Raw genomic sequence first — 25499 nt, forward strand, 5'->3', positions numbered from 1 at the left:
ATTACTTCCCTAAAAATCGCCTTTTCAATTCATGTAAGTCGGCGATATCGAAATGTTTATTCTCAATTCTTACTACAGGTACCAACTGCATTAAACTATTACAAATAAATACACCATCAGCTGCTTTTAACTCGTCAAAAGCAATATTTTTGATCCTAATATCGTGTTTACTTTCAAGTGCGCTTAAAAACACCCCTTTAATGCCTGAGCCACTAAGATCTGGTGTATACAGCGTGTTGTCTTTAATCATGATGATATTTGCCGCTGACGCTTCAATCACCCTATCATTGATGTCCGTCACAATGACATCGTCGCAAACCAATGTCAGTGCATCTTGTTTAATAAGTACTTGTTCTAATCGATTCAGTGTCTTTAATCCAGCAAGTAACGGCTGAATACCCAGTTTAACTCGGCTTAATGCGACCTCAATCCCATTCTGCTGCCAAGTTGTATAGTGTGAAGGAAAAGGTAATACCTGAATACTCACACTCAGCTGTGGCGTCTCAGGAGCTTGATAACCACGGCCTCCTTCCCCTCGAGTGATAAGGATCTTTAGCACCGCTTCCGCTTTATCTTTAACTTGCTCTTGAACCAAAAACTCGATTTCGTCTAGTCGTAACTCAGGAAAGCCCAAGCGCTGCTGACATTCCACCAGTCGGTTTCTGTGAAGTGGCCACAAATCAACATTTCCATCACGGACTAACGCAGTGGTAAAAAAGCCATCGCCATAGGCCAATCCTCTGTCAGTGTTAGAAAAAAGCTGTTGATTATCCACATCACTTTCCTTTTTAAGGGTATCAAAAACATAAAAAAACTCGGCAATGCCGAGCTTTTTTATCATAACCTACTTTGCTATAAGATTACTAAGGCTGATCTACACCTTTTTAAATAGCAACGAACCGTTTGTTCCACCGAAACCAAACGAGTTACACAAAGTGTACTCTAGTTTCGCATCACGGGCAGTATGAGGCACATAATCTAAATCACAGCCTTCATCTGGGTTATCCAAGTTAATGGTCGGCGTTACTTTTTGGTCTTGCAGCGCAAGAATCGAAATAATTGATTCAACTGAGCCCGCAGCACCAAGTAAGTGACCCATCATTGATTTAGACGAGCTCACCATCACATTTTTTGCCGCAGAACCAAATACCGACTTAACAGCATGCGTCTCTGCAACGTCACCCGCTGGAGTAGAAGTGCCGTGTGCGTTGATATAGCCAACCTGCTCTGCATTGATCCCTGCATCATTCAATGCATTAACCATAGCTTGTGCAGCGCCAGCACCATTTTCTGGTGGTGATGTCATGTGATATGCATCGCCACTCATACCAAAGCCAACCAGTTCAGCGTAGATTTTCGCACCACGAGCTTTCGCATGCTCATACTCTTCCAGTACGATCACACCAGCTCCATCAGCTAGCACAAAACCATCACGGTCTTTATCCCAAGGGCGAGAAGCCGCTTGCGGATCATCGTTACGCGTAGAAAGCGCACGAGCCGCGCTAAAACCACCCATACCAATTGGGGTTGACGCTTTTTCAGCACCGCCTGCTACCATCGCATCCGCATCGCCGTACGCAATCATACGTGCCGCATGGCCAATATTATGAAGGCCAGTTGTACATGCAGTCACAATCGAAATATTTGGACCTCTCAAGCCATGCATGATGGACAAGTGACCAGAGATCATATTGATAATAGTAGAAGGAACGTAAAACGGAGAAAGCTTGCGTGGGCCGCTATTTAATAGCTTAACGTGGTTTTCTTCAATTAGCGTCAAGCCACCGATACCAGAACCGATGGCCACACCAACTCTAGCGGCGTTCTGTTCGTTAACTTCAAGACCTGAGTCTTTTAAAGCCTGTACACCTGCAGCGATACCATACTGGATGAAGACATCCATTTTTTTAGCATCTTTAGGGGAAATGTACTCAGTGACATCAAAGTCGTTAACTAAACCAGCAAACTTAGTCCCGAAACCTTCTGTGTCAAAATGCGTGATATTGCGAATGCCACTACGGCCTTCTAATAAGCCCTGCCAGGTAGATGCAACATCATTACCCAGCGGCGTCAACATACCTAAGCCAGTTACTACGACTCGACGTTTAGCCACGGTGTCCTCCAAAAAGGGATTATTATAATAATTGGGGGGTCTAGAAAGAGTTAGGGCAGCGAGTGCTGCCCTAATAGAAAAGCTAGTTACTCAGCGTGAGCAGTAACGTAGTCGATAGCTGCCTGAACAGTAGTGATTTTCTCAGCTTCTTCATCAGGGATCTCTGTATCGAACTCTTCTTCTAGCGCCATTACAAGCTCAACAGTGTCTAGAGAGTCAGCACCTAAATCATCAACGAAAGACGCTTCTGATTTAACTTCTTCTTCTTTAACACCTAGTTGTTCAACAATAATTTTCTTTACGCGTTCTTGGATGTCGCTCATTCTTCTTTCCTTTATTTAAACGCTACTGCGTTAATTTTCAGATTGCGGCGCAGTTTACGACGCATCATTCTGGGATTCAAGGATTGACCCGTACTTTTTTTTCTGGTCAAACCTGTTACAAAGCTTTGGATCTTTTTATCGCCTATTTTCGCGACGATTTCAAGTACGTTGTCGACAAGATCACAAAAATTTCAATTGATTTGTGATCTTAGCGGGTTAAACCATGTACATCGCACCATTTACGTGCAAAGTTTCACCAGAAACATAAGCTGCCGCATCTGATGCTAAATAAACCACAGCTGCTGCGATTTCTTCTGGCTGACCTAAACGACCTGCTGGTACATTCGCCAAAGTTGCTGCTTTTTGCTCATCAGTTAGCTCATCCGTCATATCTGTCTGAATGAAGCCCGGTGCTACAGTATTTACCGTAATACCACGAGATGCAACCTCACGTGCCAATGATTTTGTAAAACCAATTACACCTGCTTTTGCAGCAGCATAGTTAGCCTGACCCGCATTACCCATAGTGCCCACTACTGAACCAATGTTAATGATACGGCCATTTTTCTTCTTCATCATTGGGCGAAGTACCGCTTTTGATAAGCGGAAAATGGATGACAAGTTTGTATCGATGATATCATCCCACTCTTGGTCTTTCATGCGCATCAGCAAGTTATCACGAGTGATACCAGCATTGTTTACCAACACATCGATATCACCTAAGTCTGCTTTGATTGCATCCAAAGTTGCTGCGATTGAGTCGGCATTTGTCACGTTTAAGGCATAACCTTTACCATTTTCGCCTAGATACTCAGAGATACGCTCTGCACCAGACTCACTCGTTGCAGTACCCGCAACTTTTGCACCTTGTGCCACTAAGGCGTTAGCGATTGCTTTACCAATACCACGGCTAGCACCCGTTACTAGTACAACTTTACCTTCTAAAGAAAATAAATTACTCATAATGCTCTCGTTATTATTCTGCAGCTGCAATGGCAGCTAAATCATTTACCGACACACACGACACTGAGCGGTCGATGCGTTTGACAAGACCCGAAATCACTTTACCTGGGCCGAACTCAAAAGTTGTTGTAACACCTTCTTTTGCAACTGCTTGTACAGTTTCAGTCCATCTTACTGGACTATAGAGCTGACGAATAAGCGCATCTTTTATTGCTGCTGCATCTTTTGCAACAGCAACGTCAACATTGTTGATCACATCAAACTTTGGCTCTGAAAAAGCGAGTGCTTCAAGATCTTTGGCCAATTTATCAGCCGCAGGTTTCATTAATGCGCAATGAGATGGAACGCTAACTGCAAGTGGTAATGCGCGTTTAGCTCCTGCTTCTTTACACGCTTCAGAAGCTCGATTTACGGCTTCGACGTGACCTGCAATCACCACTTGGCCTGGTGAGTTGTAGTTTACCGGCGAAACAACGTCACCCTGTGCAGATTCGGCACACACCTTGGCAATCACGTCATCATCTAAACCAATAATTGCCGCCATTGACCCGGTGCCAGCAGGAACTGCTTCTTGCATGTATAAACCACGTTTTTCAACTAACTTAACGGCATCTGCAAGGGTTAATACTTCTGCACATACTAGTGCAGAGTATTCACCTAGACTATGGCCTGCTAGTGTCAGTTCAGCTTCAACACCTTTCTCTTGCCATGCTCTAAAGATAGCAACACTTGCGGTTAATAATGCCGGTTGAGTACGATGCGTTTGGTTTAATTCTTCTTCAGGACCGTTTAGCACAAGTTCGGCTAAATCGTAGCCTAGTGCTTCTGAGGCTTCAGCGAAAGTCGCTTTAACGATATCAGAAGATGCTAATAATTCAGATAACATGCCCACGCTTTGTGAGCCCTGTCCTGGGAAAAATAATGCGATTTTTTGTGACATATTGTGCTCTTATTTTCTCTGTTGTCGCCACGTCCTCATGTCACTTAGCAGTGTTAGGGATGCGGACCTGACGGTTGTTTTTCTGTGTCGACCTGAGCAAACACCGCTTGGATCTTTTCAGGGATCTTGCGTTGTACTTCTTGCGCAGCCTCTTCAATCGCGGCTAAAAATGCCTTCGTTGTGGCATTTCCGTGACTTTTCACAACAATACCGCGCAATCCTACCAGACTTGCGCCGTTATACTGGTCGGGGTTCACCCTTCTATACAATTTTTTTATAACGGGTCGAAGTAAAAAGGCCAACGCTTTATAAAAAAAGTGCTTTTTTAACGCTTTGCTAAACTTATGCATGATGAGTTTGGCAATCCCTTCACAGGTTTTCAAGGCGACGTTACCGACAAATCCCTCACACACAATTACATCGGCTTTGCCAGAGAACATATCGCTCCCCTCACAATAGCCTTGATAATTAATAACAGATGAGGATTTCATTAATTTTGCAGCTTGCTTGATACCATCATGGCCTTTGATTTCTTCAGAGCCAATGTTTAGCAAACACACTTTAGGTGAAGGAATATTTAATGCCTCTCCAGCCACGATTGAGCCCATAATACCAAACTGATAGAGGGTTTCAGGGTCGCAATGTACATTCGCACCAAGATCAAGCAAATAAACGGGCTGTTTTTTCTCTGTTGGAACGGCTGAAATTAACGCGGGACGCTTGATGCCAGGCAACATTTTTAACACATAGTGGGCCATAAAAAAGAGCGCACCTGTATTTCCTGAACTAACACAAGCCTGCGCTTCGCCAGATTTCACCAAATCAAGCGCAATACGCATTGAAGACTGCTTTTTATTTCTAAGTGCAGAGGCAGGTTCACAACCGTTAGTGACGACTTCTTTACAGTGTTTAATTTTGAGTCTTGGATGATCCAGCATATTAGCTTTAGTCAAAGCACTTTCAATAACTTGCTGATTACCACAGAGGATTAAATTTAGATTTGGGTGCTTAAGCACAGCAGCGATAGCTGCGGGGATAGATGAACGGGGGCCGTAATCGCCCCCCATCATATCTAACGCAATGGTTAGATCGGTCAGCATAAAGTAATCTCTTACTTAGAAATTACTTTAACGCCTTTGTAGTAACCGTCAGCAGTCACGTGGTGACGACGATGAGTCTCGCCAGAAACCTGATCTACAGTTAGAGCTGGTCCACTGATCGCATCGTGTGAACGACGCATACCACGACGTGCGCGTGACTTCTTGCTTTTTTGTACCGCCATTAGCCTTCTCCTAAGAATCTTTCTTAAGTTGTTTCAAAATTTCAAATGGATTTGGTTTGCTATCTTCTGCTTCAATTTCACCAAAGCTCTTTGGCTTATCAGAATAAGAGCATAGTGCTTCATCATGCGTCGGGACTATCGGAATTGCGAGTAATAGTTCATCTTCGACGATCTGTCTTAGATTAACCTCACCCTCTTCATCCAGTTCCAACACATCATAACGCTCGGGAAGATCATCCGACTCTGCACCTAATCCGACTGGCGAATACGCAAAGTCTTGTTCCAAATCCAACCCTAATTCATCATTACAACGCTGACATACAACGGTTAGATGGGCTCGGACTTTGCCTTGCACAACAACCAAACCTTGTTCGTCGATGTTGAAATGAATGTCTACCGCTATTTCACTATTTTGATCACGCACAACTTGCTGCAATCGAGAAAGTTCTTCAAGCATTACAACACCGTCATAAGATGCTCGACGTTGCGCTGCTCTGCATGGATCAATAGTGATGGGAATTTTCACCTTTTGCATAGGGGCTGCATCATATAGATAGTTACTGTGTTAGTCAAAGTAAAAATACACTTTCCCTTTGTTTTTCGCGTTATTGCGCATTATCCTGTTGGCAATGTTGTCACAAAGATAAAAATCTCATGAAAACGCCCCTTATTCTAGCCTCAAGTTCGCCATTTAGGCAGTCAATTTTGAAAAAATTAATGCTTCCTTTTGCATCTTTTTCACCGGATGTAGACGAGCAAGCACTCGAAGGTGAATCAGCTCAGCAACTTGTTGCGCGATTGAGCGAATCAAAAGCCAAAGCAGCAATAGCAAAATATCAACAAGGTGTGGTGATTGGTTCAGACCAAGTTGCGCTATTCAACGGTGAGATCCTAGGAAAGCCACATAATAAAGAAAACGCGATTAAGCAACTAAGCCTATTTAGCAATAATCGCGTGACTTTTTTGACTGGTTTAACCGTTTTCGACATAGAAAGCGGCAAAACGGTCACTGAAGTGGTACCGTTTCACGTTTACTTTCGCCAACTCACCCAAGCACAGATCAGTAACTATTGTGATGCAGAAACACCTTACAACTGTGCTGGAAGTTTTAAAAGCGAAGGATTAGGGATCTGTCTGTTTGATAAACTTGAAGGAGAAGACCCCAATACCCTGATTGGCCTTCCCCTTATTCAACTCACTAAAACACTGCTCACGTTTGGTATTGATGTGCTCGCAGAGCAATCAAGCCAACAATAGGTTAGACAAGTCATGATAGTTATCGCAAATATGGGCAGCCGATGTTTGCGATAACTGCTCTCTTGTTGCAACACCCATAGTGACGCCGATCGCTTCAATGCCTGCATTCTTCGCTAAATTCATATCAATTATCGTATCGCCTACCATGACAGCCTCTGTAGCTTCCACGTTTAGTTCAGCCAAAATCTGAAGCAACATATCGGGATGCGGTTTAGACTCCGCCTCACATGCTGTCCGTGTCGTAACGAAAATATCACTCAACCCGCTTTCTGCTATCAGGCGGTCAAGTCCTATTCGGCTTTTTCCTGTTGCAACCGCAACTTTGACACCACTGCCATGTAATTGCTTTAAAAGCGCTTCAGCGCCTTCAAATAGAGGCGCTGGGGTTTTGTCTTGATGCTTATAGATATATTTATAAGCCGCAATTAAAGACGCTAATTTGTCTTCATGATTTGGAAAAAGTGTCAGTATCGCTTTATCGAGAGACAGGCCGATAATACTTTTCGCCGCTTCGTTACTGACGGGTGCAATTCCACAAGATTCAGCAGCCAAATGAATGGTATTTACGATTTTTGGCACAGAGTCCATGACGGTGCCATCCCAGTCGAAAATCACACACTTGTAGCGCATGTTACTTCCTTAATTTAACTAAGCATGCTTCCAAAGCCCCATCCAATGGCGCCTCTACATGGTGTGTCGTTTCTGTTTTTGGGTGCATAAATCTGAGTTCTTTGGCATGCAAAAACAGCCTATTTAATCCCACTTCACGCATTTTGGTATCAAACACCTGATCGCCATACTTATCATCACACGCAATTGGATGTCCTTTACATTGAGTATGCACTCGGATCTGGTGCGTTCTACCTGTTACTGGTGACGCCTGCACTAACGTTGCGGACTCAAAACGCTCAACGACTCTAAAACGAGTATGAGAAGGCTTGCCTTGCTCATGATCGACTCGCACCACTCGCTCACCTGACTTTAAGGTATTTTTACGTAGCGGTTCGGTGACATTTTTATGTTTGGCATCCCATTGCCCTGAAACCAGTGCAAGGTAATTTTTCTCCATGGTCTTTTCTCTTAGCTGCTCATGAAGTCCTTTAAGCACAGCGCGGCGCTTTGAAATCAACAAACAACCCGATGTGTCGCGATCCAAACGGTGCACCAACTCCAAGCTTTGCTCTTGTGGGCGTAATGCTCTTAATGCTTCAATTAAGCCATAGCTTAAGCCGCTGCCACCATGTACCGCCATACCAGCTGGCTTATTTATAACTATCAGATACTTATCTTCATAAAGAATGGCATCTTCTAAGTTTGCGACTTTATCTAGGTTTTTAGGCACAAACTCTGTTTTCTCGGCAACACGCACAGGCGGGATACGGATTTCATCATTGATTTGTAGTTTATATACAGGCTTCACCCGCTTTTTGTTTACGCGCACTTCCCCTTTACGAAGAATTTTATATACGGCGCTTTTTGGCACCCCTTTCAAATGCGTAACTAAAAAGTTATCGATCCTTTGACCTTCTTGGTCTTCAGTCACGGTAACGAAGCTAACTTGTAATGCGGGTTTCTCTGACATTGCCTAATCACTGATTTGAGTAATAATTTAGTTGCTATCTCGACATTATTAGTGGGATAATCAGGCCGCAAATTTTTGCGAGGTGCTTTTTATCGCAAAAACAATGTCGTGATGCACATCTTGGATGGCAGATCATACAGATTAGAGCTAATATTTCCAAAGCTTTTATCATGCATCTAAGATAAACACGTGCGAACAGTCAGTGCGAAGCGCGTAATATTTCGTTTAATGACTGGACACGATGAACAAACCAAAAAGCAAGAAATTAAAATTTGTCTGATACGTTTACCACAGTTGCAGTAATACCCGTGCATAGCAGGCCGCAACTCGTGAATAATCACAAAGCAATCAAGTCAAAAGATGGTGATAGCCAAGCTTGGCAAACCAAGCTCAACTTACCCCGTGCATGACTACTTTGTGAAACGAATAAACGTGCAAAAAGCGAACGATGGATCAGTGATTTTACCCTGATTTAAAGCGGAAACTGTGAATATGTTCCCTTTCCCCCAGTCGTGAGACTGCATCATTTAATAGGAACATCCAAGGCGTAGCACGCTGTCGCTGGCAAGACGTATCAGGCGCTGTAAATAATTAAGTAGAGAATTACAATATGAAACGTATGCTGATCAATGCAACGCAGCAAGAAGAAATGCGCGTGGCACTGGTTGACGGCCAGCGTCTATACGATCTAGATATAGAAAGCCCTGGTCACGAACAGAAAAAAGCCAATATCTATAAGGGTAAAATTACCCGTATCGAACCATCCCTAGAAGCCGCATTTGTTGATTATGGCGCTGAGCGTCACGGATTCCTTCCTTTAAAAGAAATCGCTAAAACGTATTTCCCAGATGGCTATACATTCAATGGTCGCCCTAACATCAAAGACGTGATCAAAGAAGGTCAAGAAGTCATCGTTCAGGTTGATAAAGAAGAACGTGGTCAAAAAGGCGCGGCACTCACAACGTTTATCAGCGTCGCTGGTAGTTACTTGGTATTAATGCCAAATAACCCAAGAGCTGGCGGTATTTCACGTCGTATCGAAGGTGATGAGCGTATTGAGCTAAAAGAAGCATTGAGTCGCTTAAACGTACCTAAAGGTATGGGTCTTATCGTTCGCACCGCGGGCGTAGGTAAATCTTTCGAAGAACTAGAGTACGACCTTAAGGCGCTACTCGTTCATTGGGACGCAATCCAAAATGCGGCAAATAGCGGTAAAGCACCTTTCCTAATTCACCAAGAAAGTAACGTGATCTTCCGTGCAATTCGCGATTATTTACGTCGTGATATCGGTGAGATACTAATTGATAAACCGCGTGTTTTTGAAGAAGCGAAGGCGCATATTGAGCGTTTCCGTCCAGACTTCATCAATCGTGTTAAGCTTTATCAAAACGATGTGCCGTTATTTACGCATTATCAAATTGAGAGTCAGATTGAGTCAGCTTTCCAGCGTGAAGTGCGTTTGCCTTCAGGTGGTTCTATCGTTATTGATCCAACAGAAGCACTCACTTCTATCGATATCAACTCGTCAAAAGCGACGAAAGGTGGCGATATCGAAGAGACTGCACTGAACACTAACCTAGAAGCCGCTGACGAGATTGCACGCCAATTACGTTTACGTGACTTAGGTGGCCTAATCGTTATCGACTTTATCGATATGACCCCGCCTCGCCATCAACGTGAAGTAGAAAACCGCTTGAAAGAAGCCGTTCGTACTGACCGTGCTCGCGTGCAAATCGGTAAGATTTCTCGTTTCGGCCTATTAGAAATGTCGCGTCAACGTTTACGTCCGTCTTTAGGTGAAGCAAGCCAGCATACGTGTCCACGCTGTGACGGCCAAGGCACCATTCGCTCAAACGAATCCATTGCTTTGTCTATCTTGCGTCTAATCGAAGAAGAAGCGATCAAAGATAATACCGCTCAGGTCAACGCCCAAGTGCCTGTCGCTGTTGGTGCTTATCTATTAAATGAAAAGCGTCGTTCTGTGCAACGCATCGAAAAGCGCCACGAGTGCCACGTTGTTATCATTCCTAACCAACACTTAGAAACACCGCACTATGAAGTGGTTAGATTGCGTAAAGATGAAACAACAGAAGCAGCTAGCTATGAGCAGATCACCGCGCCTGAGCCTGAAGTTGTTGAAATTGCTCGAGCTCAAGCAATTGTGAAAGAGGAGCCTGTGTTAAAAGGTGTCGTTATGCCTGATGCACCAGCGCCTGCGCCAGCCCCTACTCCAACTCAAGCTGCAAAACCACAAGCACGTAAGCCACAAGAAAAGCCAGCTCAAAACGGCACTAGCCTGTTTGCAAAGATTGGTCAGTGGTTCAAGAGCCTATTTGCTAGTGACAGCGATAACCAAGAAGAAAACAAATCTTCTGAAGAAAAATCATCACGCGATAACAACCGTGATAATCGCCGTCGCAATAATAACAATCGTCGTCGTAACAATAACCGCCGTCGTAACGATCAACAAAAAGAAACAACGGTTGAATCGAAAGACGAAAATAACAGTAACGAGCAACGTGGTGATAACCGCAAACGCCGTCGTCCAAATAACAGAAAGCGCCAAGATCAGGACAAAGCAAACCGTCCAGCTAAGGAGTCTGTAAACGATAACGTTGAAACGGTTGAGGCTAAAGACGCACCAGTTAAAGAAGCGACAGTAAAACCACGCAGACAAAGACGTAATCTTCGTAAGAAGATACGTGTGGAAGAAAGCAATGCGCAGGATACTAACACGTCAGAGCAAGCTAGCACTGAAGAAGTGAAAGTAGAAGCAAAGCCGCTTGAACAACCAGCGAAAACGACAGCTGAGCCTAAAGCTGAACAAAAGCCAAGGCAAAGAAAAGCGAAACCTGTCGCGGATAAGTCAGAACAAGAGTCTGCAACTAACGAACAAGTAGCTGCACCTTCTGAACAAGCTGACGTACACGCTCAAGCAAAGCAGCAAGAAACAGCTAGCACTGAGCGCCACGAACAAAACGATGTTACCGAGGTGGTATCTGCTGAACTTTCAGAATCGCAAATTGATGACGAAAATAAAGAAGGCCGCACTCGCTCTAGACGTTCTCCGCGTCATCTGAGAGCTGCAGGTCAACGTCGCCGTCGTCAGGATACGCCTGAAAAAGGTCAAGCTGCTGCATTTGTACCCGTAGCAGATCAAGCCGCTGCAGAATACGAAGCTGAGCTAAAAGCGAAATCTTCTTCTGACAGTGAAACTCAAGCGGAAGTGCAGCAAGAAGCAAGTACAGTTGAGACTCAATTGTCACCTGAAACGGTAGCTGAAGATAATGCACCAGCGGCAGAAGCGACTGTTTCTGAGACGCACACTGATGCAGACCAAGATGTTGAAGCTAAGCCAGCCGAAGCACAGGTTGACGAAAAGGCAGCGCAAGAAGTGGAGCCTGAAAACGAAGTTGAGGCAACCACTGCTGAAGCACCAATGCAACAAGCTGCAAAGCCCGAAACGTCTGCAAGCGCTGACGAGGTAGTCGCAGAAGAGCTTGAAGCTATGCCGCCAGAAGAAGCCAAAGTGGTTAAAGCTGAGCCAATCGCTGACACAGTAGAGACTGAACAAGTTGAAACGACAAAGGCTGAAGATGAAGCTGAAACTGCAGTTGTAGAAGAAACTCAGGCTTCTGACACTGAGGCAACACCTGAAGTTCAGGAGCCAGCAGTCGAGGCACCGACAACAGAAGCGGTTGTGGAAACAGCAGCTGAAGCAGTTACTGAATCTTCAACTGAAGAGACACCAGCCGCTAACGCTATTGAAGCACCTACTCAACAAGTAGTAAACGGCAATTCAGTACAAAGCCGTGTACGCTTCAACCAAACGGCTGCCGCGCCAATGACAAAAGCACAAAGCGTGATTGAGGATGTCGTGGTAGAAACACCATCTGCGATGCCACATGAACTACGTCAGGCTGTGGCGAATAGCGGCTTGGGTGTTGGCTCTAAGTCACCAACAGGCAGAGCAAGCGCCGACATGGCCTCTCCTGCTCAGGTTGACTAAGCAGTAATTGAAAAGCCAGTCTTTTTAGACTGGCTTTTTTGTGTCCGAATTTTACTGAGTAGACAAATGGTAATACCAGTCCTTCGTAGCACTCCGTGTTATTTATCAGTAGAATGCCGTCAATTCTTTGATCGTTAAAGTCAAAAGTATGATCACACTTAAGAGATTTAAAAACGCCTCTTTAAAAGGTGACCTATTCGGTGGTGTAACCACTGCAATCATTTCTTTACCACTCGCACTCGCTTTTGGTGTTGCCTCTGGTGCTGGCGCAGAAGCTGGGATGTGGGGCGCAATTTTAGTTGGCTTATTTGCCGCGCTGTTCGGTGGTTCAACCTCCCTCATTTCTGAACCAACCGGCCCAATGACTGTTATCATGACAGCAGTACTCACCGCCATGATGAGCAAGTACCCCGAAAATGGTCTTGCGATGGGCTTTACTGTTGTCATGATGGCAGGTGCTTTTCAGGTTTTACTCGGTACACTCAAGTTAGGTAAATACGTTACCTTGATGCCTTACAGCGTCATCTCCGGGTTTATGTCTGGTATTGGTGTTATCCTCATTATTTTGCAGCTTGCTCCTTTACTTGGACACCAAGCGCCTGCAGGTGGTGTTGTTGGCACTTTGTCTAACTTGCCCAGCCTGCTGATGGACTTACACTTTTCTGAGTTGTTCCTCGGGGTGATCACACTTGCAATCTTATTCAAAATGCCAAGTAAGTGGCGCCAGTACGTCCCCGCTCAACTGGTCGCACTCGTCGCCGTTACACTGCTTTCAATTATTATTTTTGATACCGATAGTATTCGCCGCATCGGAGAAATTCCAAGTGGCCTGCCAAGTATTGTGTTGCCAGTATTATCACCAGAGCTATTCGTTGAAATGCTTATCGACGCATTAGTACTGGGCACTTTGGGTTGTATAGATACGTTGTTAACGGCAGTAATAGCCGACAGTTTAACGCGAACCGAGCATGATTCTGATAAGGAGCTCAGAGGCCAAGGTATTGCCAATATGATAGCTGGCCTTTTTGGTGCATTGCCAGGTGCTGGCGCAACGATGGGAACTGTGGTCAATATTCAAGTGGGCGCTCGCTCGCCAATCGCTGGGATATTCAGGGCACTAATTTTGATGGCTGTAGTCTTTATCGCGGGCAGCCTGACCGAGCCAATCCCAATGGCGGTGCTTGCTGGTATTGCAGTGTATGTTGGTTTTAATATTCTGGATTGGAGTTTTATCCAGCGTGCTCATAAGCTTAGTGTCAGTCAAATGGCGATTATGTATGGCGTAATGCTCCTTACCGTTTTTGTTGACCTGATTGTTGCCGTGGGCCTTGGCGTATTTATCTCTAATGTGATGATCATAGAGAGATTAAGCCGAGTGCAAGCTAATCACGTTAAAGCAATTAGCGACAGTGATAGCGATGAAGATGTGCCACTAACGAAAAAAGAAAGCGAGCTGTTAGATAAAGCCAACGGTAAACTATTATTCTTTTATCTTTCCGGGCCAATGATTTTTAGCGTCTCAAAAGCAATCGCAAGACAACACCGCAAGATTAGTGAATACAAAGCCATGGTATTAGATTTAAGCGACGTAGCTATGATTGATGTCACCGTGGGCTTAGCCATTGAAAATGCGATTACAGATGCGCTTGATGCTGACTGTAGTGTGTTTATCTATTCACCGAATTTGGAGACCACCGATAAACTCAAGCGCTTAAACATTCATGACCGTCTAGGCGACCGTGCATTTTGTGATAGTCGCGAGATAGCGCTCAGTCAAGCCATTGATACTATGGCTAAAACTTATTAAAGTGCGCACTTAAGTGATCCAGTAACAATCGTAAACTGGTCGCGACAAATTGTCTGGGTGGATACAGCGCCCAGACGCCCTCTTCCTCAGGTCTAAAGTTGGTGAGTACCTCTGTTAACTCTCCACTCTCTAGTGCTTCCTGCACGTAATAATGCGGTAACTGTACCAAACCTAAGCCCTGCTTTGCTGCTTCCAAGAGCCCCCAACCACTATTGCAACGAAGTGGCCCCGCCACTTTAATTTGCCGCGCTTTACCGTGCTCAACAAAGCGCCATTCGCTATTATTGCCAATTAAACACTTATGATTGCTAAGCTCAGCGAGCGTATGCGGTTGACCAAATTGATTTAAATAGATATTTGCACCACACACCATGGTTTTTCGTGTGGTTAGCCGTTTGGCGCGCAGTGATGAATCTTGTAACTTACCGAGTCGAATTGCCAAGTCAAAGCCTTTATCGAGTAAGTCGACTTGGTTGTTCGTCAAATGCATTTCTACCTCAACTTTGGGATACAAACGCATAAAGTCAACCACGGCAGGCATGACATAAGATTCGCCGTACATTACCGGTGCGGTAAGCTTAAGTTTGCCTGTAGGCTGTCTATCACGTTGACGGATTGCAGCAGTGGCGTCATCTAATCCATGCTGCAAATGCTTTGCGTGAGATAAGAATACTTCACCTTCTTGAGTCAGCGCTAATTTTCGGGTAGTGCGCGTCAAAAGTTGAATGTTAAGGCGCTCCTCTAACATTTTCACTCGGCGACTAATTTGCGCAACCGAAGTATTTAACTGAGTTGCAGCCCCACTAAATGAGCCATTACTTGCGACCGCAACAAACTCATCAATGCCAATCCACCTATCCATTATTACATATACGTAAAAGTCTTTATAATTTTTATAGATTATCAAAAATCATAATGTAGTTATACTGCTATCAACTTTTAAGAAAGGAACAAACCATGTCTGAATTTATTAAATCTAAAGCAGCGATCGCTTGGGGCCCAGGTCAACCGCTTAGTATTGAAGAAGTTGATGTTATGCCACCGAAAAAAGGCGAAGTCTTAGTTAAAATCACCGCTACAGGCGTATGTCATACCGATGCTTTCACTTTGTCTGGCGACGATCCTGAAGGCGTATTCCCAGCAATCTTAGGCCATGAAGGTGCAGGAATTGTTGAAGCGATTGGTGAAGGCGTTACCAGCGTTGCCGTTGGCGACCACGTGATCCCATTGTACACACCAGAATGTGGCGAATGTAAGTTTTGTAAGTCTGGTAAAACGAACCTTTGTCAGCAGATCCGTGAAACCCAAGGTAAAGGCTTGATGCCTGATGGCACAACCCGCTTTTATAAAGACGGCCAACCAATTTATCACTACATGGGCACGTCAACGTTCTCTGAGTACACTGTACTGCCAGAAATCTCTTTGGCTAAAGTAAACAAAGAAGCGCCTCTTGAGGAGATCTGTTTGCTTGGCTGTGGTGTCACCACGGGAATGGGCGCAGTAATGAATACCGCTAAAGTGCAAAAAGGCGATACCGTCGCCATTTTCGGCCTAGGTGGGATCGGCTTGTCCGCTATTATCGGTGCGGCAATGGCTGGCGCGAGTCGGATCATTGGTATCGACATCAATGAAGATAAGTTTGAGCTGGCGACAAAGCTTGGCGCAACCGATCTTATCAACCCGAAAAACTTCGACAAACCTATCCAAGAAGTGATCGTTGAAATGACCGATGGCGGTGTGGATTTCTCGTTCGAATGTATCGGTAACGTAGATGTCATGAGAAGTGCCCTTGAGTGCTGTCACAAAGGTTGGGGTGAGTCAGTGATCATCGGTGTTGCAGGCGCTGGACAAGAGATTTCAACACGCCCATTCCAATTGGTTACCGGTCGCGTATGGCGCGGTAGTGCTTTTGGTGGCGTAAAAGGTCGCTCAGAGCTTCCTGAGATTGTTGAACGCTATATGGCTGGTGAATTCAAACTCAATGACTTTATCACTCATACCATGAAGCTCGAAAATATTAATGAAGCCTTTGATTTAATGCATGAAGGCAAGAGTATCCGCTCGGTGATCCATTACTAGTACCCGCTTAAGGACGCACAGGTTGCGTCCTATTTCACTTAATTAAGGAGCACTTGATGGAACTGATTTCCAGCAACAAAGTATCCGGCGGTTGGCATAAGCGCTACACACATACCAGCCAGTCGACGCAGTGTGAAATGACCTTCGCCATTTTCTTACCTGAAATCGTCAATGAGGGACAACAAGTCCCGGTTTTATATTGGCTCTCAGGGTTAACCTGCAGCGATGAAAACTTCATGCAAAAAGCAGGCGCGTTTAAAAAAGCCAACGAGCTTGGTATCGCTATTGTCGCACCAGATACAAGCCCGCGTGGAGAAGGCATTGCAGACGACGAAAATGGCGCTTATGACTTTGGTCTAGGTGCGGGGTTTTACGTCAATGCGACACAGGCGCCGTATAGTCAACATTATCAAATGTATGACTACGTGACCGAAGAGCTGCCCCAGTTAATCGAAGCGCACTTCCCTGTTAGTCCGCAAAAAGCCATTAGTGGTCATTCCATGGGTGGTCATGGTGCATTAATTATTGGGCTTAGAAACCCTGACGCCTATACGAGTATCTCAGCGTTTAGCCCAATCGTTAACCCAAGTAACTGCCCTTGGGGTCAAAAAGCGCTAACAGGATATTTAGGGGACGACAAACAGCGTTGGCAACAATATGACGCGACCGAACTATTGTCGCACTATGTTAGTCCAACAAAACGTCCGATACTCATTGAGCAAGGTTCAAGTGACCAGTTTTTAGACGAGCAGCTAAAGCCTTGGTTATTCGAACAAGCTGCAGAAAAAGTAGGCTACCCTATCACGCTAAACATGCATGAAGGTTACGATCATAGCTATTTCTTTATCTCAAGCTTTATTGAAAATCATCTTGAGTTTCATGCTAACTATATGAAGTGAGCCTGACTGCCGTTTGCGCATTTAAGCACAGCACTAAGCTAAAAATAAAAAAGGCGTACTCCCTGTACGCCTTGCTTGCTTAACATTATTTGGTATCAAATCATCAGATTAAATCGCCGTATGGATTCGTTGGACAAAGCTGTATGCTTTGCTCGAACCCAGGAATGGCTAACTCTTGCTGACTTAAATTCAATTCAGACTCATCAATCATGCCATTGCCAAAACGATAAATGAGCTCGTATTGACCATAATCGGCCGCTTGCTGATATGCAATTTGTCTTTGTGTTGTAATGGCAAGTTGTTGCTCATAATTTGCAAACTCAACTTGGCTATACCGCTTGCTTAGTAGCTGCTTCGTGAGTTTTGGAGAAAGCACCGTTGCCGTTGCATTGTTACCACCAAAGCCCTTTGAATTTATAAAGGCGATATCCATTGGCTCGCACTCATAGTGCTCGGTACGAATATCTAAATGCTCGGCGTGAACATCCTCTGCTACTGCATTGATTGTAGTGATCCCAGGCATAATATTGTATTCAAACACCCCAAGAGCCATCGCTAACTGATCGCCAGACGCTGGCGCTATGGTATGACCAACATAGGCTTTTGGCGCCGCCACTTTCCAGCCATTAATCGCAAAAGTTTCTGCGATTTTGTGGTAGATAAGCGACTCAGTAACCCGGTTTTGTGGTGTGCTTGAGCCATGTGCCAAAATAAAGCTGCGTTTTACTAACGCCTCGGTGCCTGCGATTTGCTGAGCCAGCGCGACCGATTTTGCCATGGTAATATAGTTACCAGGGCCAGGTGCCGTAATCGACTTTTTCACGCCGTCTGCGTTGACATATACATCGGCCACAGAGCCCATGATCTGCGCGCCAAGCTCCAGTGCTAATGCGTCATCCATCAAAATCGTCACTTGTGCCCCTTCACCAATTGTAAAGCCACAGTTTTCACCAAAAGGACGACTTGTTTTGCGATAATCTACATGCTCAGTACCATCAAGTTTACGCAAGCCTTCTTCATTTGCGAGTGCACCCATATTACCGAAGCCTTCGATGATCTCTGGTGTAATGGCACACTCAACACTGGCTACAATCGCCACTCGAGTACGGCCAGCCTGAATATCATTCACTGCAGCACGGAGGTTATATAGAAACGTCGCACAGGCACCTGATGTCGTAAATGTTGTGCCAACGCTGCCAGTAACATAAGCATTGATAAAGTCAGTGGACATGGTGTTGAGTCCTAGCGCTAACTGCTTAGTGCTTACTCGGTCGCCACGTAAACGACTACGTACTAATCCACCTAAGCCCTCATCATTCATTTGCCCTGCCACAGAAGCGGAGTAAGTGCCGATTTGGTCCGGTCGTACGCTGTTCATTACCTTGTCCCACTCAAGACCCGTTGAGCGGATAGCGTCGGTTGCAGCGAAAATAGTTGCCTGAAGGCCGCGTGGTTGATAACGGCTGTTATACATGAGTGACGGCTCAAAGCCTGTTGGTAATTGACCTGCGGCTTTAATTGGATTGTCTCTATAGCTATCGTGCTTAACTTCAATCTGGTCCGCAATGGTTACTTCAACCATTTTTGGATCAAGCTCAATCACTTGCCAAGCTGCAGGAACTGGCTCTGGTAAATCACGTTTACGACAACTGAATACTATCTTGCTGTCATCATTTGCTTTCATTGTGAGCTTTTGCTGCCAAGGAGTCGCATCTACATCAAAATGGTTTTTTTCGATTTTACGGATCAACGTTCCCGCTAAGATCTGCTCACCAAAACGCGACTCAATCTCCACCTCTTGAACGACTTGGTCGTTTTGGTCAATTAGCTTGCCATCTTTATAACGCACTAAGTTCATTAAACTCGCAAGACCCAAATAGGTCTCTTGTCGGTCTTTAGCATTTAGCTTATCAAGTACAATACGTTTGTAGCCTTGATGGAAAGAGGTGCGCCCCGCGGCGTTAATACCCCCCATTCCTACAATAATTGGCAATGCTGTCATGTCGTTCCTACTTCTGAACTAAGATAATGACTTGATTTTAATTGCATTCGAATTTAAGTTTTTACAAAATACGCCACATATAAATCATTTTTCGCCAAACCAAAGAGGTCGGAGCAGATGAAATCCTGTACAAAGGTCGCCATTGTGCTTTACAAGCATATGCTCGTTACCAGTGTCACCTTACCGCTGGAAATGCTCAAAGCCGGACAAGCCTTTGCTAAAGTGCATCTAAAAGAGGCTTATGTTCCTTTAGAAGTTCTCCTTTGCAGCAGCCGAGGCGAGGCAGTCAACGCCGATAATTACATGGCACTTGAAGCACAAAGTGACTTTAGCTCATTGCCTTTATATGACTACATTATTGTGCCAAGCATATGGCGAAATCCAAGACCACTTGTAAGACAAAACCAAGCGCTGAGTGAGTCACTTGCGGATGCATGGGGAGCAGGAAGCACACTGATAGGTGTTGGTACAGGTGTTTGCTTTTTAGCAAGTTCAGGCCTGCTTGACGGGCATTCAGCAACGACCCACTGGCATTTTGCCAAACAATTTTCTCAGCTATACCCCAATGTTGAATTAAAACCGGATTACTTTATCACTCAATCAGAGCGGATCTACACTGTAGCCAGCTTAAATGCGCTGGCCGATGTGATTGTACACATTATTGAGTTACTGTACGGGATAGATGCCGCACACCATGTGCAGCAAAACTTTTCTCATGAAATTCGTAAGCCTTACGAAGAACAGCGCTACTTAGAGGGTGCTGTGGACCGTCATGCTGATGAGCAAATTGCCGCAATTCAATTTTGGCTGAAAAATAATGCCGCATCGGAAATCTCTTTACCCACTGTCGCAGCACAATTTGATTTGAGCTATCGCACCTTTAACCGCCGCTTTAAACAAGCAACAGGACAAACCGCCGTTGCCTACTTACAACAGGTGCGTATTGAGATGTGCAAAGAGCTGCTCGCGAGCAGTAATCTCTCCATTCAAGATATTGCCCTTGCTTCTGGATTTAATTCACAAGGGCAATTAAGCAGAGTATTTCGGCAATTAATGGGAAGATCACCAAGCACATATCGGGCAATAGTAAGAAAGAAATTGTTCTCGTAGCAACTCGTAGCAAAACGAGGGTAAACCACGCTACAGTATTTGCATCACGGTTAACGTTTGCTGTTGGCCGTTGAAGAAAAATGAAATATCTTCGTCTACCGTTAACCCCTTTAGCCGCTTGCCAAGGGGCGCATCAAACGTTAACACCAACACTGGTGTTTCTTTATATTGGATTTTTAGTCCGCCTTCGCAAGGCGCAAAATAGAACCAATGACAGTTGCCCTGCTCATCTTCAATTTCAACTAGTGCGTTATGTGTAATTGTATTGCTCACAGCTAGCGCCAATTGATTCAATATTGTTTGTTTCGCCAAATGCATGGCATCAACGCGCTCACTTTGCCCTTCTGCTAGGTAGCCATACTCGATACTCAACGAGTCGTATTGTGTTTCAGCAGCACTTTGTTCATGGGTAGCGTCAGCACGTGCACTGTTTGCCGCTTCAGTGGCTTCAATCAGCTTTTGTTCAAGTGCAAACTTGAGATATTCGATAAAAACAGATTTATTCATTGGTAGTTTACAGCTATTGGATGACTGGTAGTAACAGACTGGCCGTTAACGGTTAGCGCTAAACGTAAAATCCAACGCATAGATTTATCCGTGCATACACCGACCATGGTTTTTGCTATCAGTGTGTTTTTGTCAAAGAACACGGGAATTCTCCCCATGTTCATATTTTCTCCCTCAAGCCATGCCGAAACGACCTCTACTTTAGTCGCACTTTTTAGCCCAATGGTAAATTCTGTTTCAGGTTGAACCTGCTCTGAGCCCAGATAAATCTGCACTTGTGGAGTTAAATCACAGGGCGTTGAAAAATTACAGACATTTCTTGTTACTGAACTTTCACTTTTTTCTGAACTTTCATGTATAATAATAGTCGGGTCTGAACAGGCCACGAGGAAAACACCTAGCAACCCGATTGTTAATTGCTTTGCAATCATGAGGGATTTACCGTCACTTCTGAATCCTGCGCAGTGTACGCAAGTTTCAGGGCAAATGCTAGGTTGCTTAAGAAGCGAACAAAAAGCGCGTGAAAACTTGATTGATGTCATAATTTTAGGCGTTTTAGGTATCTTTTCATAAGCAAAAAAATTATCATTTCCTCGCAAAAATAAAGGTTTCTCGGGCTGGTTAGGTTTTCACTCATCTTTTGAGTTAAAACATGACGGGCTTGAAGAAATATAACTAGGGCCTGTAATTCAGGTAATTCATTTCTAATCGCAATAAATTGCAGCGGAATCCAGAAAATGAGCCAAACAGTAGCATCACAAACTGAGTACAATTATAAAGTTGTACGCCAATTCGCTATCATGACAGTGATTTGGGGCATTGTTGGCATGGGTGTAGGTGTATTTATCGCAGCGCAACTTGCGTGGCCTGCGTTAAACTTCGACATTCCATGGTTAACTTACTCTAGACTTCGTCCGTTACACACGAACGCAGTAATCTTTGCATTTGGTACAAGTGCACTATTTGCAACCTCTTACTATGTTGTTCAGCGCACGTGTCAAACGCGCCTGTTCTCTGACAAACTTGCCGCATTTACCTTCTGGGGTTGGCAAGCCATCATCGTATCTGCGGCTATCACGCTTCCTCTGGGTATTACTTCTTCAAAAGAATACGCTGAACTAGAATGGCCGATTGATATCGCAATCGCGGTAGTATGGGTTACTTATGCTGTAGTATTTTTTGGTACTCTTATCAAGCGTAAAGTGTCACACATCTATGTAGCAAACTGGTTCTACGCTGGTTTCATTATCACTGTTGCAGTGCTTCACATTGTAAACAGTATGGCTATTCCTGTATCACTTACTAAATCTTATTCAATCTACGCAGGTGCAGTAGATGCGATGGTTCAGTGGTGGTATGGTCACAACGCTGTAGGTTTCCTACTTACCGCTGGTTTCTTAGGTATGATGTACTACTTCGTACCAAAACAAGCAGGTCGTCCAGTGTACTCTTACCGTCTATCGGTTGTTCACTTCTGGGCACTTGTTTCTCTATATATTTGGGCAGGTCCTCACCACCTTCACTACACAGCACTACCTGATTGGACACAGTCTCTAGGTATGGTGATGTCAGTTATCCTATTCGTTCCTTCTTGGGGCGGTATGATCAACGGTATCATGACGCTGTCTGGCGCTTGGCACAAACTACGTACTGACCCAGTACTGCGTTTCTTAGTTGTGTCTCTATCGTTCTACGGTATGTCTACGTTCGAAGGCCCAATGATGGCTATTAAGTCTGTAAATGCGCTTTCACACTACACAGACTGGACAGTAGGTCACGTACACTCTGGTGCACTAGGTTGGGTTGCGATGATTTCTATCGGTGCAATTTACCACCTAATCCCTGCCCTATTTGGTCACGGTAACATGTACAGCATCAAGCTAGTTAACACACATTTCTGGCTACACACAGTTGGTGTTGTGCTTTATATCGTTGCAATGTGGATCTCTGGTGTTATGCAAGGCCTAATGTGGCGCGCAGTAAATGCTGACGGTACATTAATGTACAGCTTTGTTCAGTCACTAGAAGCTTCTAAGCCTTTCTACATCATGCGATTCCTAGGCGGTGTATTCATCGTAGTTGGTATGCTGGTAATGGCTTACAACGTATTCCGTACGGTTACTGCAAAAAGTGGTCAACTTGCCACTGATGCAAACCCGCAAGTGGCTTAAGGGGTATTGAGTATGAGCAACAATAACTCAACAAACAAACACGAAATCGTTGAAAAGAACGTTGGCCTGATGGCTATCCTAACGGTATTCGCGATTAGCTTCGGTGCACTAGTTGAAATTACTCCACTAATGTTCCAAAAAGATACCACTCAGCCAGTAGAAGGCTTACGCCCGCTTACCGCGCTTGAAATGGAAGGTCGTGACATCTTCGTACGTGAAGGTTGTTACAACTGTCACTCACAGATGGTTCGTCCATTCCGTGATGAAGTTGAGCGCTACGGTCACTACTCTGTAGCCGGTGAGTCGGTATGGGATCACCCATTCCAGTGGGGTTCTAAGCGTACAGGTCCAGATTTGGCACGTGTTGGTCAGCGTTATTCTGACGACTGGCACTATGCGCACTTAATGGATCCTCGCTCGGTGGTACCTGAGTCAAACATGCCAGGCTACCCTTGGCTTGATAGCACTAAAGTAGATACCACTTATACTCTGAAAAAATTACAAGTGTTCCGTGATGCATTTGGTATTGATAAGTCGTCAGACCGCTACAATGGCAAAGGCTACGGTGATGATGCTGAACTACAAGCGCAAGTGGATGAAATTCACGCGATGAACGGTGGTGAAGGTGCAACAGAAATGCAAGCACTTATCGCTTACTTACAACAACTTGGCACACATTTGAAGTAATTGTTATGGATTACGGCACATACAGAGGCATTTTGACTCTGGTAATTTTGGTACTGTTTATAGTGATTGTTGTGTGGGCATATAGCAAGCGGTCTAAGCGCCGTTTCGACGACGCTGCTAATGCCATTTTTGAAGATGAGAAAAAACATAACAACACTATCTCTAACGAGGAAAAGGAGTCTGAAAAATGACTAGCTTTTGGAGTATTTGGGTTATCGTACTAACCCTAGCGTGTCTAGCTCTGATTTTCGGCCTGCTAATTTGGAACCTGAAAAACTACACAGGTGTCAAAGAAGGCGAAAGCTGTGGTCACGAGTTCGACGGAATTGAGGAATTAAATAATCCACTACCAAAGTGGTGGACTTACATGTTCTTCGCGACTTTTGTTTGGTCAGTATATTATCTTGCTGCTTACCCAGGTCTTGGTAACTTTAAAGGTTTCTTAAACTGGACGAGCTCTAACCAAGGCATTACTACCTTGGCAGAGTCTAAGAAAGCAGTCGCTGAAGCACATGAAAATGGCCAGTGGGTACAACTTGATAAAGAAGTTGAAGCAGCACAAGACCGTTTTGGTCCTATCTTCCAAGAATTTGCAAAGCAAGACGTACTTACGCTTGCAAAGAATGAAGAAGCACTTGAAATCGGTCAACGTTTATTCTCGCAAAACTGTGCTCAGTGTCATGGCTCTGATGCTCGTGGTGGCGCAGGCTTCCCTAACCTAACTGATAAAGACTGGTTATATGGTGGCACGCCTGACAAGATCAAAGAAACACTGCTTAACGGTCGTGTTGCAGCGATGCCAGCTTGGCAAGATGCACTTGGTGATCAAGGCGTAAAAGAAATGACTGCTTATGTACTAAGCCTTTCTGGACGTACTGTTAACCAAAAAGATGCTGGTGCAGGTAAAGCTAAGTTTGCAATGTGTGCGGCTTGTCATGGTATGGATGGTAAAGGTTCTGTTGCACATAACCTGCCGTTCGGTGCACCAAACTTAACCGATAATATCTGGCTATACGGTGGTTCTCAACGCGCAGTTGAAGACACACTTCGCCACGGTCGTGCGGGTGTAATGCCAGCATGGAAAGATATCTTAGGTGAAGATAAAGTACACCTTCTAACAGCGTATGTTTATAGCTTGTCACAAGACCAATAAGCTTAGCTTTTAGAACATTATTTGAGATCAAAAAAGCCTCCATTTGGAGGCTTTTTTTTAGGTATTTACCGCAACTTACGGTAGAATACGGGCAAGTTTTATAGCCATGTGAGCAACTATGAACCCTACCCCTTGGTATAAGAATTTTTGGCCTTGGTTTTTAATTTTTTTCCCACTCGTTACTGTCGTTGCCTGTGTTTTTCTCATCACGTTTGCAGTCGGTAATGGTCCTGATATGGTCGTTGATGACTACTACAAAAAAGGTAAAGCAATCAACCTAGAGCTGAGTAAGTTTGATAAAGCAAAAGCGCTCTATTTACATGGTGACCTGCAAGTAGCAGAGCAAAAAGTCACCTTTAAATTTACCAAGGGCGACGCTTCTAAAGTTCATGCATTAAAGCTCTCGTTTTACCACCGCACTATTGAGAAATACGATTTTGCAGTCACGCTGACTAAAAACGCCAGCGGCGAGTTTACTGGCTTATTTGATGAACCACATAGCGGTGTGTTCACGGTATTTATAGAGCCTATGGACAACAGTTGGAAAATGAAAGAAAAAATCCAACTGCCACATGATGGTATTATCGCGGTCACTCCACAGTATAAGTAAGCTGC

25 protein-coding genes are annotated in these 25499 nt (G+C 44.6%); 11 read left to right on the forward strand and 14 right to left on the reverse strand.

The features are described 5' to 3' along the window. Position 1 precedes the first annotated feature (1 nt). The 8 genes from pabC to yceD all read right to left on the reverse strand — a co-directional run bounded on the left by pabC (position 2) and on the right by yceD (position 6156). The gene (pabC, locus tag EXT48_RS09045; RefSeq protein WP_130164253.1) at positions 2–841 is read right to left on the reverse strand and encodes an aminodeoxychorismate lyase; all 840 of its coding nucleotides are present in this window, start codon (positions 839–841) and stop codon (positions 2–4) included. A 33-nt stretch (positions 842–874) separates the two neighbouring features. After that, positions 875–2113 (reverse strand): beta-ketoacyl-ACP synthase II, encoded by a 1239-nt coding sequence (gene fabF, locus EXT48_RS09050; protein WP_039497526.1) that lies wholly within the window; start codon positions 2111–2113, stop codon positions 875–877. Between the two features lie 86 nt (positions 2114–2199). Then, positions 2200–2436, reverse strand: coding sequence for an acyl carrier protein (acpP, locus tag EXT48_RS09055; protein ID WP_010374019.1), 237 nt, complete (start codon positions 2434–2436; stop codon positions 2200–2202). A gap of 216 nt (positions 2437–2652) precedes the next feature. Beyond that, positions 2653–3399 (reverse strand): 3-oxoacyl-ACP reductase FabG, encoded by a 747-nt coding sequence (fabG, locus tag EXT48_RS09060; protein WP_130164254.1) that lies wholly within the window; start codon positions 3397–3399, stop codon positions 2653–2655. 13 nt (positions 3400–3412) lie between these two features. Beyond that, complete coding sequence (fabD, locus tag EXT48_RS09065) at positions 3413–4339, reverse strand: ACP S-malonyltransferase (protein WP_039497519.1); 927 nt, start codon at positions 4337–4339, stop codon at positions 3413–3415. A 53-nt stretch (positions 4340–4392) separates the two neighbouring features. After that, complete coding sequence (gene plsX / locus EXT48_RS09070) at positions 4393–5439, reverse strand: phosphate acyltransferase PlsX (protein ID WP_010374011.1); 1047 nt, start codon at positions 5437–5439, stop codon at positions 4393–4395. An 11-nt stretch (positions 5440–5450) separates the two neighbouring features. After that, complete coding sequence (gene rpmF, locus EXT48_RS09075) at positions 5451–5621, reverse strand: 50S ribosomal protein L32 (RefSeq protein WP_010374010.1); 171 nt, start codon at positions 5619–5621, stop codon at positions 5451–5453. A 10-nt stretch (positions 5622–5631) separates the two neighbouring features. Further along, entirely contained in the window at positions 5632–6156 is a 525-nt protein-coding gene (gene yceD / locus EXT48_RS09080) for a 23S rRNA accumulation protein YceD (protein WP_010374009.1), read from the reverse strand. 119 nt (positions 6157–6275) lie between these two features. On the opposite strand from yceD, the gene EXT48_RS09085 reads away from it, so the two are divergent. Continuing rightward, positions 6276–6878 carry a nucleoside triphosphate pyrophosphatase gene (locus tag EXT48_RS09085; protein ID WP_130164255.1) on the forward strand — a complete coding sequence of 201 codons (603 nt, stop codon included), beginning with the start codon at positions 6276–6278 and terminating at the stop codon, positions 6876–6878. Here the strand turns inward: EXT48_RS09085 and EXT48_RS09090 are convergent. Together EXT48_RS09090 and rluC are read right to left on the reverse strand one after the other, a co-directional pair. Next, positions 6864–7508, reverse strand: a complete 645-nt coding sequence (locus EXT48_RS09090) for an HAD family hydrolase (protein ID WP_130164256.1) — start codon at positions 7506–7508, stop codon at positions 6864–6866. The genes EXT48_RS09085 and EXT48_RS09090 overlap by 15 nt on opposite strands. A 1-nt stretch (position 7509) precedes the next feature. After that, entirely contained in the window at positions 7510–8460 is a 951-nt protein-coding gene (gene rluC, locus EXT48_RS09095) for a 23S rRNA pseudouridine(955/2504/2580) synthase RluC (RefSeq protein WP_130164257.1), read from the reverse strand. A gap of 610 nt (positions 8461–9070) precedes the next feature. Here rluC and rne point away from each other — a divergent pair. Together rne and EXT48_RS09105 are read left to right on the forward strand one after the other, a co-directional pair. Further along, entirely contained in the window at positions 9071–12469 is a 3399-nt protein-coding gene (gene rne, locus EXT48_RS09100) for a ribonuclease E (RefSeq protein WP_130164258.1), read from the forward strand. Positions 12470–12617: 148 nt separating this feature from the next. Next, positions 12618–14276, forward strand: a complete 1659-nt coding sequence (locus tag EXT48_RS09105) for a SulP family inorganic anion transporter (protein WP_010605005.1) — start codon at positions 12618–12620, stop codon at positions 14274–14276. Here the strand turns inward: EXT48_RS09105 and EXT48_RS09110 are convergent. Further along, positions 14263–15138, reverse strand: a complete 876-nt coding sequence (locus EXT48_RS09110; RefSeq protein WP_130164259.1) for a LysR substrate-binding domain-containing protein — start codon at positions 15136–15138, stop codon at positions 14263–14265. The two genes, EXT48_RS09105 and EXT48_RS09110, sit on opposite strands and share 14 nt — an antisense overlap. A 95-nt stretch (positions 15139–15233) precedes the next feature. On the opposite strand from EXT48_RS09110, the gene EXT48_RS09115 reads away from it, so the two are divergent. Further along, a complete protein-coding gene (locus tag EXT48_RS09115; protein WP_130164260.1) occupies positions 15234–16355 on the forward strand; it encodes an S-(hydroxymethyl)glutathione dehydrogenase/class III alcohol dehydrogenase in 1122 nt (373 codons plus the stop codon). 56 nt (positions 16356–16411) lie between these two features. Next, positions 16412–17254, forward strand: coding sequence for an S-formylglutathione hydrolase (fghA, locus tag EXT48_RS09120; protein WP_130164261.1), 843 nt, complete (start codon positions 16412–16414; stop codon positions 17252–17254). A gap of 103 nt (positions 17255–17357) precedes the next feature. Here the strand turns inward: fghA and EXT48_RS09125 are convergent, their stop codons facing one another. Next, on the reverse strand, positions 17358–19256 hold the full coding sequence (locus EXT48_RS09125; protein ID WP_130164262.1) for a beta-ketoacyl synthase: 1899 nt from the start codon (positions 19254–19256) through the stop codon (positions 17358–17360). 117 nt (positions 19257–19373) lie between these two features. On the opposite strand from EXT48_RS09125, the gene EXT48_RS09130 reads away from it, so the two are divergent. Further along, complete coding sequence (locus EXT48_RS09130) at positions 19374–20366, forward strand: GlxA family transcriptional regulator (RefSeq protein WP_130164263.1); 993 nt, start codon at positions 19374–19376, stop codon at positions 20364–20366. Positions 20367–20396: 30 nt separating this feature from the next. Here the strand turns inward: EXT48_RS09130 and EXT48_RS09135 are convergent, their stop codons facing one another. After that, positions 20397–20873 (reverse strand): transcription elongation factor GreAB, encoded by a 477-nt coding sequence (locus EXT48_RS09135; protein WP_130164264.1) that lies wholly within the window; start codon positions 20871–20873, stop codon positions 20397–20399. Further along, on the reverse strand, positions 20870–21304 hold the full coding sequence (locus tag EXT48_RS09140) for a hypothetical protein (protein WP_010605011.1): 435 nt from the start codon (positions 21302–21304) through the stop codon (positions 20870–20872). Before EXT48_RS09140 ends, EXT48_RS09135 begins: the two co-directional genes overlap by 4 nt. A gap of 306 nt (positions 21305–21610) precedes the next feature. Here EXT48_RS09140 and ccoN point away from each other — a divergent pair, with 306 nt between their 5' ends. From ccoN to EXT48_RS09165, 5 genes are all read left to right on the forward strand, one after another. Then, on the forward strand, positions 21611–23044 hold the full coding sequence (gene ccoN / locus EXT48_RS09145; protein ID WP_010373997.1) for a cytochrome-c oxidase, cbb3-type subunit I: 1434 nt from the start codon (positions 21611–21613) through the stop codon (positions 23042–23044). A 12-nt stretch (positions 23045–23056) separates the two neighbouring features. Beyond that, on the forward strand, positions 23057–23731 hold the full coding sequence (ccoO, locus tag EXT48_RS09150) for a cytochrome-c oxidase, cbb3-type subunit II (protein WP_010373994.1): 675 nt from the start codon (positions 23057–23059) through the stop codon (positions 23729–23731). Between the two features lie 5 nt (positions 23732–23736). Continuing rightward, positions 23737–23922 carry a cbb3-type cytochrome c oxidase subunit 3 gene (locus tag EXT48_RS09155; protein WP_010373992.1) on the forward strand — a complete coding sequence of 62 codons (186 nt, stop codon included), beginning with the start codon at positions 23737–23739 and terminating at the stop codon, positions 23920–23922. Continuing rightward, complete coding sequence (ccoP, locus tag EXT48_RS09160; RefSeq protein ID WP_130164265.1) at positions 23919–24884, forward strand: cytochrome-c oxidase, cbb3-type subunit III; 966 nt, start codon at positions 23919–23921, stop codon at positions 24882–24884. Before EXT48_RS09155 ends, ccoP begins: the two co-directional genes overlap by 4 nt. 118 nt (positions 24885–25002) lie before the next feature. After that, a complete protein-coding gene (locus tag EXT48_RS09165) occupies positions 25003–25494 on the forward strand; it encodes a FixH family protein (RefSeq protein WP_010605013.1) in 492 nt (163 codons plus the stop codon). The last annotated feature ends 5 nt before the right edge of the window (positions 25495–25499 follow it).

It is taken from the genome of Pseudoalteromonas sp. CO348, assembly GCF_004208845.1.
GTDB lineage: Bacteria > Pseudomonadota > Gammaproteobacteria > Enterobacterales > Alteromonadaceae > Pseudoalteromonas > Pseudoalteromonas maricaloris.